Annotated in this window: 12 protein-coding genes; 10 read left to right on the forward strand and 2 right to left on the reverse strand. The window is 72.6% G+C overall.

Annotation, left to right across the window (positions count from 1 at the left end; all coding sequences use genetic code 11):
• Window positions 1-107: 107 nt before the first annotated feature.
• Window positions 108-278, reverse strand: coding sequence for a CsbD family protein (locus ACGBYP_RS00585; protein WP_411581323.1), 171 nt, complete (start codon window positions 276-278; stop codon window positions 108-110).
• 360 nt (window positions 279-638) lie between these two features.
• Here ACGBYP_RS00585 and ACGBYP_RS00590 point away from each other — a divergent pair, with 360 nt between their 5' ends.
• From ACGBYP_RS00590 to ACGBYP_RS00620, 7 genes are all read left to right on the forward strand, one after another.
• Window positions 639-2,384, forward strand: coding sequence for an ABC transporter family substrate-binding protein (locus ACGBYP_RS00590; RefSeq protein WP_411581324.1), 1,746 nt, complete (start codon window positions 639-641; stop codon window positions 2,382-2,384).
• Window positions 2,385-2,707: 323 nt separating this feature from the next.
• The gene (locus ACGBYP_RS00595; RefSeq protein ID WP_411581325.1) at window positions 2,708-3,697 is read left to right on the forward strand and encodes an ABC transporter permease; all 990 of its coding nucleotides are present in this window, start codon (window positions 2,708-2,710) and stop codon (window positions 3,695-3,697) included.
• Window positions 3,698-3,739: 42 nt separating this feature from the next.
• Window positions 3,740-4,720 carry an ABC transporter permease gene (locus tag ACGBYP_RS00600; RefSeq protein ID WP_411581326.1) on the forward strand — a complete coding sequence of 327 codons (981 nt, stop codon included), beginning with the start codon at window positions 3,740-3,742 and terminating at the stop codon, window positions 4,718-4,720.
• A gap of 22 nt (window positions 4,721-4,742) precedes the next feature.
• Window positions 4,743-6,047, forward strand: a complete 1,305-nt coding sequence (locus tag ACGBYP_RS00605) for an ABC transporter ATP-binding protein (RefSeq protein ID WP_411581327.1) — start codon at window positions 4,743-4,745, stop codon at window positions 6,045-6,047.
• A complete protein-coding gene (locus ACGBYP_RS00610) occupies window positions 6,044-7,108 on the forward strand; it encodes an ABC transporter ATP-binding protein (protein ID WP_411581328.1) in 1,065 nt (354 codons plus the stop codon). Before ACGBYP_RS00605 ends, ACGBYP_RS00610 begins: the two co-directional genes overlap by 4 nt.
• Window positions 7,109-7,332: 224 nt before the next feature.
• Window positions 7,333-8,256 (forward strand): N-acetyl-1-D-myo-inositol-2-amino-2-deoxy-alpha-D-glucopyranoside deacetylase, encoded by a 924-nt coding sequence (mshB, locus tag ACGBYP_RS00615; RefSeq protein WP_411581329.1) that lies wholly within the window; start codon window positions 7,333-7,335, stop codon window positions 8,254-8,256.
• A complete protein-coding gene (locus ACGBYP_RS00620; RefSeq protein WP_411581330.1) occupies window positions 8,253-8,669 on the forward strand; it encodes a hypothetical protein in 417 nt (138 codons plus the stop codon). The genes mshB and ACGBYP_RS00620 overlap by 4 nt, the downstream gene beginning before the upstream one ends.
• Here ACGBYP_RS00620 and ACGBYP_RS00625 read toward each other — a convergent pair.
• Window positions 8,626-9,369, reverse strand: coding sequence for a GNAT family N-acetyltransferase (locus ACGBYP_RS00625; protein ID WP_411581331.1), 744 nt, complete (start codon window positions 9,367-9,369; stop codon window positions 8,626-8,628). The genes ACGBYP_RS00620 and ACGBYP_RS00625 overlap by 44 nt on opposite strands.
• Window positions 9,370-9,512: 143 nt before the next feature.
• On the opposite strand from ACGBYP_RS00625, the gene fdxA reads away from it, so the two are divergent.
• From fdxA to ACGBYP_RS00640, 3 genes are all read left to right on the forward strand, one after another.
• Complete coding sequence (gene fdxA, locus ACGBYP_RS00630) at window positions 9,513-9,839, forward strand: ferredoxin (protein ID WP_163611556.1); 327 nt, start codon at window positions 9,513-9,515, stop codon at window positions 9,837-9,839.
• Between the two features lie 11 nt (window positions 9,840-9,850).
• The gene (dapC, locus tag ACGBYP_RS00635; RefSeq protein ID WP_411582213.1) at window positions 9,851-10,936 is read left to right on the forward strand and encodes a succinyldiaminopimelate transaminase; all 1,086 of its coding nucleotides are present in this window, start codon (window positions 9,851-9,853) and stop codon (window positions 10,934-10,936) included.
• Between the two features lie 253 nt (window positions 10,937-11,189).
• Complete coding sequence (locus ACGBYP_RS00640) at window positions 11,190-13,481, forward strand: hypothetical protein (protein WP_411581332.1); 2,292 nt, start codon at window positions 11,190-11,192, stop codon at window positions 13,479-13,481.
• The last annotated feature ends 148 nt before the right edge of the window (window positions 13,482-13,629 follow it).

Below are 13,629 nucleotides of genomic sequence, written 5' to 3' on the forward strand. Positions count from 1 at the left end.
TCCTGCGCTCCGGTGGCGCGGGGCACAACCGCCCCGGACGTGCGAGAGCGCCGCCCTCGACGTTCCGGGGACGGCGCTCTCGCAGCGGTCTCAGCGACCGCGGTGGCTCACTTGAAGATGTCCTTGACCTTCTCGCCGGCCTGCTTGGCGTTGCCCGCGGCCTGGTCGGTCTGGCCCTCGGCCTGCAGGTCGCGGTTGTCGGTCGCGTTGCCCACGGCCTCCTTGCCCTGGCCGGACAGCTCCTGCGCCTTGTTCTTGATCTTGTCCGCTGCGCTCATGGGTCCTCCTCGGTTCGGGCGGTTGGCGAGTCGTGACTACCCGGGAGCGACGTGGCGCACACCAGCTGACAGCGAACTGACAGGTCCGCGGGCGCCCGGCGGGTCGGCCCGGGACGCCGTGTGACGTCCGTGTTCCGCTCGCGACACGGGGTCGTCACGTGAGGTAACAAAACGGTGACGGCCGTGGACTCACTCTTTCGGGTCTGCCTAGGGTTCGCCCGTCGCCCCTGTCCGACAGCGTCCCGACAGCTGCTCGACAGGCGGCGTTCATGCGAGCCCGTCCCAGTCCGCCCGGCGATCCCGGGCCGGTCACACCTGAACGTCCCCCCGCGGTCCCGCGGGTCGAGGAGGCAGTCGAACGTGAAGTTGAGCAAGCGGAGTGCAGCGCTCATCGCGACCGGGGTCACCGGCGCGATGGCGCTGACGGCCTGTGGTGGCGGCAGCGACAGCGAGGGCGGCGGCGGCGAGGCCACCGGCGGCTCGGGTCGTGTCGTCTTCGGTGAGTCCACGGACTTCCCGGAGAACCTGTTTCCCCTGATCTCGGCCGGCAACGCCACCTCGGTGGCGAACATCTCGGCGCAGCTGCTGCCGTCCACCTTCGACGTCCAGCCGGACTTCTCGGTGACCTACAACCAGGACCTGCTGGCCTCCGAGCCGACGCTGTCGACCGAGGGCGGCACCCAGGTCAACGTCTACGAGATCAAGCCCGAGGCCGTCTGGAGCGATGGCACCCCCATCACCGCCGACGACTTCGAGTTCTCCTGGAACATGCAGAAGAACGCCGACCCGGCGACCGGCGGCTGCGCCGACCTGCTCGGCACCACCGGTTACGACCAGGTCGCCTCGGTCGAGGGCAGCGGCGACGGCAACAAGACCGTCACCGTCACCTACACGACCCCGTACTCCGACTGGCAGAGCATGTGGGCCGGCGCGAGCAACCCGGTCTTCCCGGCGCACCTGATGGCCCACAGCACCCCCGAGGAGCTGTGCGCCACGGTCGCCAAGGGCTGGCCGATCGCCGAGGGTCTCCCCAGCGACGTCTCCGGCGGCCCCTGGCAGCTGAAGAAGGAGAACATCAACGTCGGTCAGCAGACCGTCACGCTGACCCCCAACCCCTCGTGGTGGGGCGAGCCGGCCGGCCTGCAGGCCCTGGTCATCCAGAACATCGGCAACGACCCGACGACCGCCGTCCAGGGTCTGTCCAACGGTGAGATCGGGGTCATCTACCCGCAGCCGCAGCTGGACCTGGTCGAGCAGATCGAGGGCCTGGAGCCCAACGTGACCAGCGACGTGACCTTCGGTCTGTCGTTCGAGCACCTGGACTTCAACACCACCGACCCGCACCTGGCCGACCTGGCCGTGCGCCAGGCGTTCACCCGGGCGCTGGACCGCCAGGAGATCGTCGACCAGACCGTCGGCCAGTTCTCCGACGACGCCGAGGTGCTGGGCAACCGCATCTACTTCAACAACCAGCCGCAGTACCAGGACACGACCCCTGCCGAGTACAAGACGCAGGACGTCGCGGGTGCCAAGGAGCTCCTCGAGGGCGCCGGCTACACCCTCGGCGCTGACGGGATCTACACCCACCCGCAGCGCGGTCGCCTGTCCATCCGGATCGACACCACGGTGAACAACCCGCTGCGCCAGACCACGATCGAGGTCATGATCCCGCAGTTGAAGGAGGCCGGCATCGAGGCGTCCTTCAACGGCAACCCGGACATCTTCAAGGGTCCCGAGTCGCCGAACAGCCTGGTGGGCGGTGGCTTCCAGGCCGCTGTCTTCGCCTGGGTCGGCTCGCCGTTCCGTGGCGCCACGCAGTCGATCTACGAGACCCCGGCGGCGCCGGACTCGGTCGGCCAGAACTACTCGCGTCAGGGCACCCCGGAGATCGACGCCCTCTTCGCCCAGTTCCAGACCGAGCCCGACCCCGACGCGCAGGCCGTCCTGGGCAACCAGATCGACGCCCTGCTCTGGGGCCAGGTGGCCACCGTGCCGCTGTACCAGAAGCCCACGTTCATCGCGCACCAGAGCAACATCCAGGGTGTCGAGGACAACTCCACGCAGTCCGGGCCCCTCTGGAACGCCAGCACGTGGACGGTCCAGTGACCCGTCCGGCCCCGGCTGGACAGGTCACCCGCACCACCTGAACACCGCACCACCCGAACCACCCCGGTCCGGCGCCGCCCTCGCGGGCGGCGCCGGGTCCCGGACACACCACGGCCCCCAGGTGCTCCCTGGGGGCCGTGGTGCGTCCGGACCGGATGTGTCACGCCCGTGACGCCCCCGTGACACCCGGCCGCACGCCGGCGCCGGAGGTCTCCCGCCCCGCTGCGGGACCGCCGGACGCCGCTCCTGCCGGAGCCGGCGCGGGCTCGTGGGCCTTGGTCGTTCCCGCCGGACGACTTCCGCTGTCGGCGTAAGGTTCCCGCATGTTCTTCTTCACGATCCGACGGATCCTCGCTTCCGTCTTCGTGTTGTTCGCCAGCTCGTTCCTGGTCTTCGCGCTCTGCGCGGCCAGCTTCGACCCGTTGGCGAAGTTCTACACACGCCAGCCGCTGCCCGCACCCGAGTTCTTCGACAACCTGCGCGAGCAGTACGGGCTGAACGACAACCTGGTGGTCCGCTACTTCCGCTGGCTGGGCAACGCCCTCACCGGTGACCTCGGCGAGACCATCAACGGCACGCCGGTGACCGAGCAGCTGCTCCCGCGCCTGGGCGTCACGGGGCGGATGATCATCGCCGCCGTCGTCATCGCCATCGTGCTCGCGATCGTCGTCGGCGTCATCGGGGCCGTGCGCCAGTACAAGGCCTCGGACTACGCCTTCACGTTCCTCGCCTACCTGCTGATCGCGCTGCCGGTCTTCTGGTTCGCCGCCCTGCTCAAGGAGTTCGTGGCCGGCGGCATCAACGACCTCTTCGGCAGCCAGGTGCTGTACACGATCGGCGAGGAGACCCCGGGCATCAGCGCCTACGGCACGCCCTCGGAGATCTGGGTCGACCGGCTGGGCCACCTGGTGCTGCCCACGGTCAGCCTCGCGCTGCTGACCTTCGCGGCGTGGAGCCGCTTCCAGCGGGCCGCCATGCTCGACGTCCTGGGCTCGGACTACATGCGGCTGGCCCGGGCCAAGGGCCTGACCTACCGGCGCACCGTGCTCAAGCACGGGTTGCGCAACGCGCTCATCCCGCTGACCACGGTCGTGGCGCTGGGCATCGGCACGCTGTTCGGCGGCGCGGTCATCACCGAGACCGTCTTCGTGTGGCACGGCATGGGCGAGTACCTGATCAGCAACGGCATCGGCCAGGAGGACATCAACGTCGTCCTCGGCTGGCTGCTGGTCAGCGCCGTCTTCGTCGTCCTCTTCAACCTGATCGCCGACATCCTCTACGCGGTCCTCGACCCGCGGATCCGACTGGGCTGAGCAGCCCGCCCCCGCTCAGCGACCAGACACCTAGGACGGACCATGGCCACCACCTCACCCACGACCGGCGCCGCCACCACCGACACCGCCGGGGCGACCCCGCCGGGCCAGTCGGGCTCTGCCCAGACCGGCAGCGTCGAGCGCGAGTTCGGCGTCAAGGCGCGCAGCCAGCGCCAGCAGATCGTCCGGCGGTTCCTGCACGACAAGGTCGGCATGACCGGCCTGGCGATCTTCCTGCTGCTGCTCGTCTTCGGCTTCATCGGGCCGCTGGTCGACGGCAAGGACTACGCCACGCAGGACCAGAACGCCCAGTCGCTGTCCCCGGGCAACGGCGGTTACCTGCTCGGCAGCGACGCGATCGGCCGCGACCTGCTCGCCGGCCTCATGCAGGGTGTGCAGCGCTCGCTGTTCATCGTGCTGCTCTTCGTCGCGATCGCGTTCCCGCTCGGGCTGATGATCGGCGCCCTGGCCGGCTACTTCGGCAAGTGGATCGACAGCGTGCTCATGCGCGTGGTCGACCTGATCCTCACCGTGCCGCTGCTGGTCGTGCTGATCGTCGTGGCCAGCAACTTCCCCAGCTCCCGCACCCCGCTGGGCGTCGGCATCATCCTGGGCTTCTTCGGCTGGATGGACCTGGCCCGCATCGTGCGCAGCCAGTTCCTGTCGCTGCGGGAGAAGGAGTACGTCGAGGCCGCCCACGCGATGGGCGCCTCCAACTCGCGGATCATCTTCAAGCACCTGATCCCCAACACCCTGGGCTCGCTGATCGTCTGGACGACGCTGGCCGCGGCCAACGCGATCATCCTCGAGGCGTCGCTGACCTACCTGGGCTTCGGTGTCAACGCGGCCAACGAGACGTCCCTGGGCCGACTGGTCTCCGAGGGCGTCCAGGCCGCGAGCACCCGCCCCTGGCTCTTCTACTTCCCGGGCATCACCCTGCTGGTCATCGTCCTGTCGATCAACCTGATCGGCGACGGGATCCGGGATGCCTTCGACCCCTCCGGCCGCCGCGTGCGGGCCTGACCAGACAGTGACGGAGACCCCCATGTCGACCCCCGGGTCCTCCGGCGCCACCGCCGTCTCCTCCTCGGGGACGCTGGGCCACGCGCCGGGCAAGCAAGGCCGCAACACGAGCCTGGCCGGCTTCGACGCCGCGGCGCCGCTGCTGCAGGTGACCGACCTCAACGTCCGTTTCCCCACCGAGGACGGGCTGGTCCACGCCGTCCGCGGTGTCGACTACACGCTGCGCTCCGGTGAGGTGCTGGGCATCGTCGGCGAGTCCGGCTCCGGCAAGTCCGTGACCTCGCTGGCGGTGATGGGCCTGCTGCCCGGCTCCGCCCGGGTCACCGGTTCGGTCAAGTACCGCGGCCAGGAGCTGCTGGGCCAGAGCGACCGCAGCCTGTCGCGGGTCCGCGGCAAGGGCGTGTCGATGATCTTCCAGGACCCGATGACGTCCCTGGACCCGGTCTACAAGGTCGGGGCGCAGATCCAGGAGACGCTGCGGGTCCACGACCGGTCGCTGTCGTCGAAGGCCGCCGAGGCCCGCGCGGTCGACCTGCTGGAGCTCGTCGGCATCCCCAACGCCGGCGAGCGGGTGCACTCCTACCCGCACGAGTTCTCCGGCGGCATGCGCCAGCGCGTGGTCATCGCCATCGCCATGGCGAACCAGCCCGAGGTGATCATCGCCGATGAGCCGACCACCGCCCTGGACGTCACCGTGCAGGCGCAGATCCTCGAGGTGCTGCAGACCGCGCTCAGCGAGACCGGCGCCGCGATGGTCATGATCACCCACGACCTCGGCGTCGTCGCCGGCATCGCCGACCGCGTGCTGGTCATGTACGCCGGCCGCCCGGTGGAGATCGGCAGCGTCGAGGACATCTACTACGAGCCCCGGATGCCCTACACGCTCGGGCTGCTGGGCTCGCTGCCGCGCGTGGACTCCACCACCCGCGAGCGGCTCACCCCGATCACCGGGACGCCGCCCTCGCTGCTGAACATGCCGCCGGGCTGCCCCTTCGCCCCGCGCTGCCCGCTGCACATCGCCGAGTGCGACGAGGCCGAGCCCGACCGCTTCCAGGTCGGCCCGGGCCACACCGCGGCCTGCATCCGCACCGAGCAGGTCGAGCGGGCCCACGGCCACGCCGCCGAGGTCTTCAGCGAGACCGCCGACGACGCGGTGCTGGCCGCCGACGCCATGCCGGCCGACCTCGCCGTCGCCGAGGGCAGCCGCGACGCCGCCGCCCCCGTGACCCCGCCCGGCGACCAGGTCGAGCCCGCCGCCGGCACCCCCGGTGGCACCGGCAGCCTGATCAGCTCCCCGACGAGCCCCACGAACGGAGACCGGGCATGAGCGCCCCCACCACCGAGCGCACCGCCGACGGCGCCCCCGATCGCGGCGAGCCCATCCTGTCCGTCCGCGGGCTGGAGAAGCACTTCCCGATCAAGGGCGGCGGGCTGATCAAGCGCACCGTCGGCGCCGTCCGGGCCGTCGACGGCGTCGACCTGGACCTGTACCCGGGTGAGGTGCTCGGGCTGGTCGGGGAGTCCGGTTGCGGCAAGTCCACCACCGGGCGCGCCATCCTGAACCTGCAGCCGGCCACCGCGGGCTCGGTGAAGTTCCAGGGCCGGGAGCTCGTCGGGCTGGACCGCAAGGCGATGCGCCCGCTGCGCCGGGACATCCAGCTGGTGTTCCAGGACCCCTACGCCTCGCTCAACCCGCGGCTGCCGGTCTTCGACATCGTCGCCGAGCCGCTGGTCATCCACGGGCTGACCAAGGACGACAAGGAGCTGCGCGCCCGCGTGCGCGAGCTGGTCGAGACCGTGGGGCTCAACCCCGAGCACACCAACCGGTACCCGGCGGAGTTCTCCGGCGGGCAGCGCCAGCGCATCGGCATCGCCCGCGCGCTGGCCCTGCAGCCCAAGGTGCTGGTGCTCGACGAGCCCGTGTCGGCCCTCGACGTCTCGATCCAGGCCGGCGTCATCAACCTGCTCGAGGACCTCAAGGACGAGCTGGGCCTGAGCTACCTGTTCATCGCCCACGACCTGTCGGTGGTGCGGCACATCTCCGACCGGGTCGCGGTCATGTACCTGGGCCGGATCATCGAGGTGGCCGACCAGGAGGAGCTGTTCAACCGCCCCGCGCACCCCTACACGCAGGCGCTGCTGTCGGCGATCCCGCTGCCCGACCCGCGCCGCGAGCGCGCCCGCCAGCGGATCATCATCTCCGGCGACGTCCCCAGCCCGGCCAACCCGCCCTCGGGCTGCCGGTTCCGCACCCGCTGCCAGAAGTTCGCCAACGTCCTCAGCGACGGCGAGCGGGAGCTGTGCATGACCGTCGACCCGAAGCTGGAGACCCGCGGCACCGGCCACCTCAACGCCTGCCACTACGCGGAGAGCACTGCAGTTCTGTGATCCTCCGGATCACACCGCGGTCAGGAGTCGTCCCCGGCCGCCGTTGAGCCGCTTCGTCGGTGCCGGGCAGGCCCCTCCGGGTCCGCGCCCGGCGCCGACAGCCGTGCCGGCGTCGTCGTCACGTCCCGGGATCAGCGCGCCCGTTCGTCGCCGGCCTCCGCCGCGCTCGCGTGGGCATCGGGCGGGCCTGCGGTCGCCCTGGGTGGGCGGGGTCTAATGGCGGGGTGAGTGCTCCCCGCCGGCTGCTGCTCGTGCACGCCCATCCTGACGACGAGACGATCAACAACGGGGCCACCATGGCCCGGTACGTCGCCGAGGGTGCCCAGGTCACGCTGCTCACCTGCACGCTGGGCGAGGAGGGCGAGATCCTGCCGCCGGAGCTGGCGCAGCTGGCTGCCGATGCGGCGGACCAGCTCGGCGGGTACCGGATCAGCGAGCTCTCCGCCGCCATGCGCGCCCTCGGCGTCACCGACTGGCGCTTCCTCGGCGGGGCAGGGCGGTACCGCGACTCCGGGATGATCGGCACCCCGGCGAACGACCGGCCGCGCGCCTTCTGGCGGGCCGACCCGGCCGAGGCGGTGGCGGCGGCGGTCGCCGTCGTCCGCGAGGTCCGGCCGCACGTCCTGGTCACCTACGACGAGGTCGGCGGGTACGGCCACCCCGACCACGTGCAGGCCCACCGGGTGGCGATGGCCGCGGTCGACGCCGCCGCCGACCCGGCCCAGCACCCCCACCTGGGCCCCGCGTGGACCGTGCCCAAGGTCTACTGGAACGCCATGCCCCGCTCGGTGGTGCAGCGCGGCATCGAGGCGCTGACCGCGCTGGGGGAGGACGCGCCCTTCGCCCCGATGGGCGAGCTGGACGACGTGCCCTTCGCCGTCGCCGACGACGTGGTCACCACCGAGGTCGACGGCCGCCGGTACGCCGCGGCCAAGGTGGCGGCGCTGCAGGCCCACCGCACGCAGCTCACCGTCGACGGTCCGTTCTTCGCCCTGACCAACGGCCTGGGCCAGGAGGTCCTGGCCACCGAGCACTACCGGCTCGTCCGCGGCACCCGCGGCCCCTCCGGCTCCGACGCCCACGGCTGGGAGGACGACCTGTTCGCCGGCCTCGACGCCGACGCCGGGACGGCGGGGGTCGGCGGGTGAGGGCGCTGCAGCTGGCCGGCTGGGCGCTGGCCGCCGTCGTCGTCGCGGCCTGGCTGGCGCTGGTCGAGGTGTTCTGGCTGCCGCTGCGGGTCGGTGGGGTGCCGGTGCCGGTGTCGCTGGTCGCCGCGGTGTTCGGCAACGTGCTGCTGGTCGACACCGCCCGCCGGCTGTCCGGGTCGCGGCTGGTCGCCGTCCTGCCCGCGCTGGTCTGGCTCGGGATCGCGCTGGCGGCGGGCTCCCGCCGTCCGGAGGGCGACCTGCTGATCACCGGCGGGAACGCGGTCACCCAGCTGGTGAACCTGGGCTTCCTGCTGGTCGGGGTGGTCGCGGCCGCCTTCGCCGTCGGCCGGGCGCTGGGCGCCCCGCCGGTCAGCCGGACAGGCGCCGGTACCAGTAGCGGTGCTGCTCGATGAGGCCCGCCCGGCGGTAGAGCTCGCGCGCCGGGGCGTTGTCCTCGGTCACCTGCAGGTACACCGAGTGCCCGCCGCGCGCGACGGCCCAGGCCCGCAGCGCGTCCAGCAGCGCGGTGCCCAGCCCCTGCCGGCGGTGCGCCGGGTCGACCGACACCGCGCTGACGCCCAGCCAGCCGTCGGTGAGCACCCCGCGGCCCACCGCCACCGGCGCACCCCCGGCGTCCCGGACGGCGGCGAAGACGACGGTCTCGGCGGAGGTGAGCACCTGCCGGGCCGCCGGTGGCAGCACCCGGCCGTCGGCGTACGCGGCCAGCCAGGCGTCGTCCGGGCTGGGGGAGAGCTCCACCGGGACGGCGACCACGGGGACCGGGCCGAGCGGCGCGGTGAGCACCAGCACGGTGTCCCCGCGCTGCCAGCCGGCGGCGGCGAACGCGGCGTCGGCCGGCCGCGCCTGGACGCCGGGCAGCATCGCCCACGGGGTCAGGCCGCGGTCGGCGTACCAGCGGGCCACGGCGGCCACGGCCTCGGCCGGCGGCAGGCCGGGGGACCCCACCACCAGCGCGGAGTTGGCCCGGCCGGTGAAGCCACCCGCGGCGCGCAGCAGCCAGTCGCCCAGCCGCTCCTCCTCCAGCGCCCGCCAGCCCCGCGCCGCGACCCGCTGCAGGTCCGCGACGCCCAGTGGTGACCGTGCCTGTCCCATGCGGAGATCCTGCGTCCCCGCCCCGGACGCCGCTGCAGCGGGTCCTGCCCACCCGTCGCGCCCGCGCGAGGGGTGCCGGGTGATACTTGACGCGTTCGATCGCACCCCTGGCCGGCCAGGGAACACGCACTCGGAGGAACCCCGTGACCTACGTCATCACCCAGGCCTGCGTCGACGTCCTCGACAAGGCGTGCATCGACGAGTGTCCGGTGGACTGCATCTACGAGGGCGACCGGATGCTCTACATCCACCCCGACGAGTGCGTCGACTGCGGTGCCTGCGAGCCGGTCTGCCCGGTGGAGGCCATCTACTACGAGGACGACGTCCCGGACAAGTGGAAGGACTTCTACAACGCCAACGTGGAGTTCTTCTCCGACCTGGGCAGCCCCGGCGGCGCGGCCAAGACCGGCAAGATCGACAAGGACCACCCGCTGGTCGCCGCCCTCCCGCCGCAGGGTGAGGGGCACTGAGCGCGGTCCGGCTGCCGGACTTCCCCTGGGACTCGCTCGCCGCAGCCCGCGCCCGCGCTGCTGAGCACGACGGCGGTGTGGTCGACCTGTCGATCGGCACGCCGGTCGACCCGACCCCGCCGCTGCTCGGTGCGGCGCTGGCCGCGGCGGGCGACGCCCCGGGGTACCCGACCGCGCTCGGCACCGCCGACGTGCGCCGGGCCGCCGCGGGGTGGCTCTCCCGCCGCCTCGGGGTCGAGCTCGCCGACCCGTTCGGCGCCGACCCGTCGGTGATCCCGACGGTGGGGTCCAAGGAGCTGGTGGCCCTGCTGCCGACGCTGCTGGGGCTGTCCGGCAGCGGCACCGTGCTGATCCCCGAGGTCGCCTACCCGACCTACGAGGTGGGGGCGGTCGTCGCGGGCCTGTCCGTGCTGCGCACCGACACCCCGCCGGAGACACCGGGCGACGCCGTCCTGGTGTGGCTGAACTCCCCGGGCAACCCGCACGGCCGGGTGCTCACCGACGACCAGCTGCGCGCCTGGGTCACCTGGGGGCGCACGCACGACGTCCCGGTCGTCGCCGACGAGTGCTACGTCGAGCTGGGCTGGGACGTCCAGCCGCGCTCGGTCCTGCACCCGGCGATCGCCGGCGCCGACCACGCCGGTCTGCTGGCGGTGCACTCGCTGTCCAAGCAGTCGACCGCGGCCGGCTACCGGGCCGGGCTGCTGTCGGGCGACCCGGCGCTGGTCCGCCGTGTCTGGGAGACCCGCCGGCACCTGGGCCTGCTGGTGCCGACCCCCGTGCAGGCGGCGATGGCCGCGGCGCTGGCCGACGACGAGCACGTCGCCGTCCAGCGCGAGCGCTACCGCGCCCGCCGAGACCGGCTGGCCGCGGCGGTGCGCGCCGCCGGAGCCCGGATCGACCACTCCGAGGCCGGGCTCTACCTGTGGGTGACCCGCGACGAGGACTGCTGGACGACGATCGACTGGCTCGCCGGGCTGGGCATCGTCGCCGCCCCGGGCAGCTTCTACGGCCCCGCCGGCGCTCGGCACGTCCGGATGGCGCTCACCGCCAGCGACGAGCGCATCGCCGCCGCCGCCACCCGCCTGGCGGGCTGAATCGTCCACTGGGTCACCTGCCGTGAGCAACTGACTGCGTGGCGTCTTGGCTCTCCGACCACTTGGCTGTGTTCAGCGGGGCGTTTAGCCATTTGAACGCCGGCGTCGCGGTCCATGCGGCCGGTCGGCTCCTACGGTCCTGCTGTCGCGTGACCCAACGGGGGTCGGCTGTCAGCGAGGATCCGCCCACATGTCTTCCGCACCTTCACCTGTCGGCACACCGTTCGCCGCCTTCCGTCGCGCTCCGCGGCGGATGGCTGTCGGGCTGGCCCTCACCGCCGTGGTGGGCGGGGTGGGCTTCGCCGGCCCCGCGCTGGCCGCGGACCCCGCCACCAGCGGCGTCTGCAACGGCGTGGTCAACCAGCTGGCCCACCGCGGCATGGTGCAGGAGAACCTCCTCAAGGCGGCGGCCCGCAAGAACGCCGCCACGATCACCCAGCTGACGAGCGAGCGGACGGCCCTGCAGGCCCAGGCGGACGCACTGGGCGCGGAGATCGCCCGCGCTGACGAGGAGCTGTCCAGCCTGCAGGCGCACGGTGCGCAGCTCGACAGCGACGTCTCGGCGGCCGAGAAGGAGCTCGCGGACCTCCGGGAGCGGCAGGGCGTCGAGGAGGCAGCCGTGGCGGCGGCCGAGAAGGCGCTCGCCGACCTGGAGGCCCAGCAGTCCGCGGTCGAGGGCCAGCTGGCTCCCCTGCAGGCGCGGATGGCGGAAGCGACGGACGCCCGTGCCGCTCTCGTCGAGCAGGCCGAGAAGGCGGCGTCCGAGGTCGACGCCACCAAGGCGCTGATCGCCACCGCCGACGAGCAGCTCACGGCGCTGCAGACCACGGCGAAGGCGGCCGATGCCGCCCGGACCGCGGCGGAGGAGGCGCGAGCGGAGGCTGCCGAGGAGCTGGACCGTCGTCAGGAGGCCGCCGCGGCCGCTGCGGACGCGCTGGACGCGGCGGCCACGGCGGTCACCGCCGCACAGACCGCGCTGGAGCAGCTGGAGGCCGACGGCACCGCCGCGCAGGCCGCCATCGACGCCGCTCAGGCCGAGGTGGACGCCGCCGCGACCCAGCTGACCAGGCTGCGGGCCGAGGCGGCGGCAGCTGACCAGGCTCTGGCCGACCAGCAGGCAGCCATCGCCTCGGCGGAGAACGCGCTGGCCGGCCTGGAGGCCGACGCAGCCGGGGCCGCCACGGCCCTGGCGAACCGGCAGGCCGCCGTCACCACGGCCCAGCGCGAGCTCGGCGCGCTCCAGGCCGCCGCCGACCAGGCCGCGGCCGCGGTCGCCGCCAACACCACGCAGACCGCCGCGATGCAGGACCAGATCGCTGCGCTGGGCGCGCAGCTCGCCACCGCGCGAGCGGCCGTCACCGCCAAGCAGGCAGAGCTCACCAAGGCCCAGGGCGAACTCGCCACGCTGCAGGCGGACAAGTCGGCCCTGGACAAGCAGATCGCCGATCTGAACGCCCAGATCGCCGACACGAGGGGCAACGGCGCCAAGAGGCAGGCACTCATCGCGGACCGGGACGCCAAGGTCGTCCAGCTCAACGCGCTCACCGGCCAGATCACCACCAAGAACGGGCAGATCACCAGTCTGCAGAGCGACCTCACGAAGCTGCAGGAGCAGGTGACCGCGCTCAACGCCGCACTGGTGACCAAGCAGCAGCAGAGCAGCGCCCTGCAGGTCCAGGCCGCTCAGCTGCAGGCCGCGCTGGACTCGGCCGGCACGGCGGTCACCAGCAAGCAGGGGGAGGTCACTTCTCTGCAGAGCCAGGTCCCTGCGTTGCAGAAGGCCGTGACGGACGCCAACTCCGCCCTCACCACCAGGACGAGCCAGATCGCGGCCCTCAAGAACCAGCTGCCGGCGCTGCAGTCGGCGGTCGACACGGCCAACGTCAGGGTGGTCGCGCAGCAGAAGGTCGTCGGGGGACTCGAGGCCCAGCTGGCGACCGCCAGGACGGGGCTCGATGCAATCAGGACGAAGCTGGCCGAGCAGAAGGCGTTGCTCGGCAAGTACCAGACGGCCCTCGTCGGCGCTCAGGCCGCGTTGAACACCGCGAACGCCGCGGTGGAGGCGAAGAAGGTGGACCTGGCGACCGCGCAGGCGAACGTGAACACGGCCCAGGCGGCGCTGGACCGCGCGAACCAGGCGGTGGCGACCTCGCAGGCCGACCTGGCCGCCCTGAACGGCCAGCTCGACGAGCAGGTCTCCCGGCTCAAGACCCTCAACGGCCAGATCGCCGCCGAGGAGGCGGAGGTCCTGGCCCTGCAGCAGCAGGTCGCGCCGCTGCTGGCCGAGCTCGACCAGCTCAACGGCACCGTCAGCGGCACGGAGCTGCAGCTCAGGAGTCTGCAGGCGCAGCTCACGACCCTGGACGGCCAGGTCGTCAGCGCGCAGGACACGCTGAAAGGCCTGAAGGCCGACCGCAAGGCCAACAAGGAGGCCATCGCCGCGCAGACCGCGGTGGTGAAGGGACTCCAGGCGGAACTGGGTGACGTCCAGGGGCAGATCAAGGCCATCGACTCGACCATCGCCCTGGGGGGCTGCGTCGCCTGACGGTCGGACGCCGAGCGGCGGGGAGGGTCCAGGCGAGCGTCCCGGGCCATCCCCGCCGCCGTCGTCGATCCGGTGGCCGGCTCCGTCCACGCGTGCCGGCCCGTACCTCCTCGGCCGCAGCGGGCTCACGCCGGTCGACGGAGGGGCG

The sequence above is a fragment of the Modestobacter sp. SSW1-42 genome, from assembly GCF_046635825.1.
Taxonomy (GTDB): domain Bacteria; phylum Actinomycetota; class Actinomycetes; order Mycobacteriales; family Geodermatophilaceae; genus Modestobacter.

Excerpts from the sequence above, each read along its gene's own strand:
- ACGBYP_RS00585 (WP_411581323.1), bottom strand. The coding sequence starts at position 278 with ATGAGCGCAGCGGACAAGATCAAGAACAAGGCGCAGGAGCTGTCCGGC.
- ACGBYP_RS00605 (WP_411581327.1), top strand. The coding sequence starts at position 4,743 with ATGTCGACCCCCGGGTCCTCCGGCGCCACCGCCGTCTCCTCCTCGGGG.
- ACGBYP_RS00640 (WP_411581332.1), top strand. The coding sequence starts at position 11,190 with ATGGCTGTCGGGCTGGCCCTCACCGCCGTGGTGGGCGGGGTGGGCTTC.
- ACGBYP_RS00595 (WP_411581325.1), top strand. The coding sequence starts at position 2,708 with ATGTTCTTCTTCACGATCCGACGGATCCTCGCTTCCGTCTTCGTGTTG.
- ACGBYP_RS00600 (WP_411581326.1), top strand. The coding sequence starts at position 3,740 with ATGGCCACCACCTCACCCACGACCGGCGCCGCCACCACCGACACCGCC.
- ACGBYP_RS00625 (WP_411581331.1), bottom strand. The coding sequence starts at position 9,369 with ATGGGACAGGCACGGTCACCACTGGGCGTCGCGGACCTGCAGCGGGTC.
- ACGBYP_RS00610 (WP_411581328.1), top strand. The coding sequence starts at position 6,044 with ATGAGCGCCCCCACCACCGAGCGCACCGCCGACGGCGCCCCCGATCGC.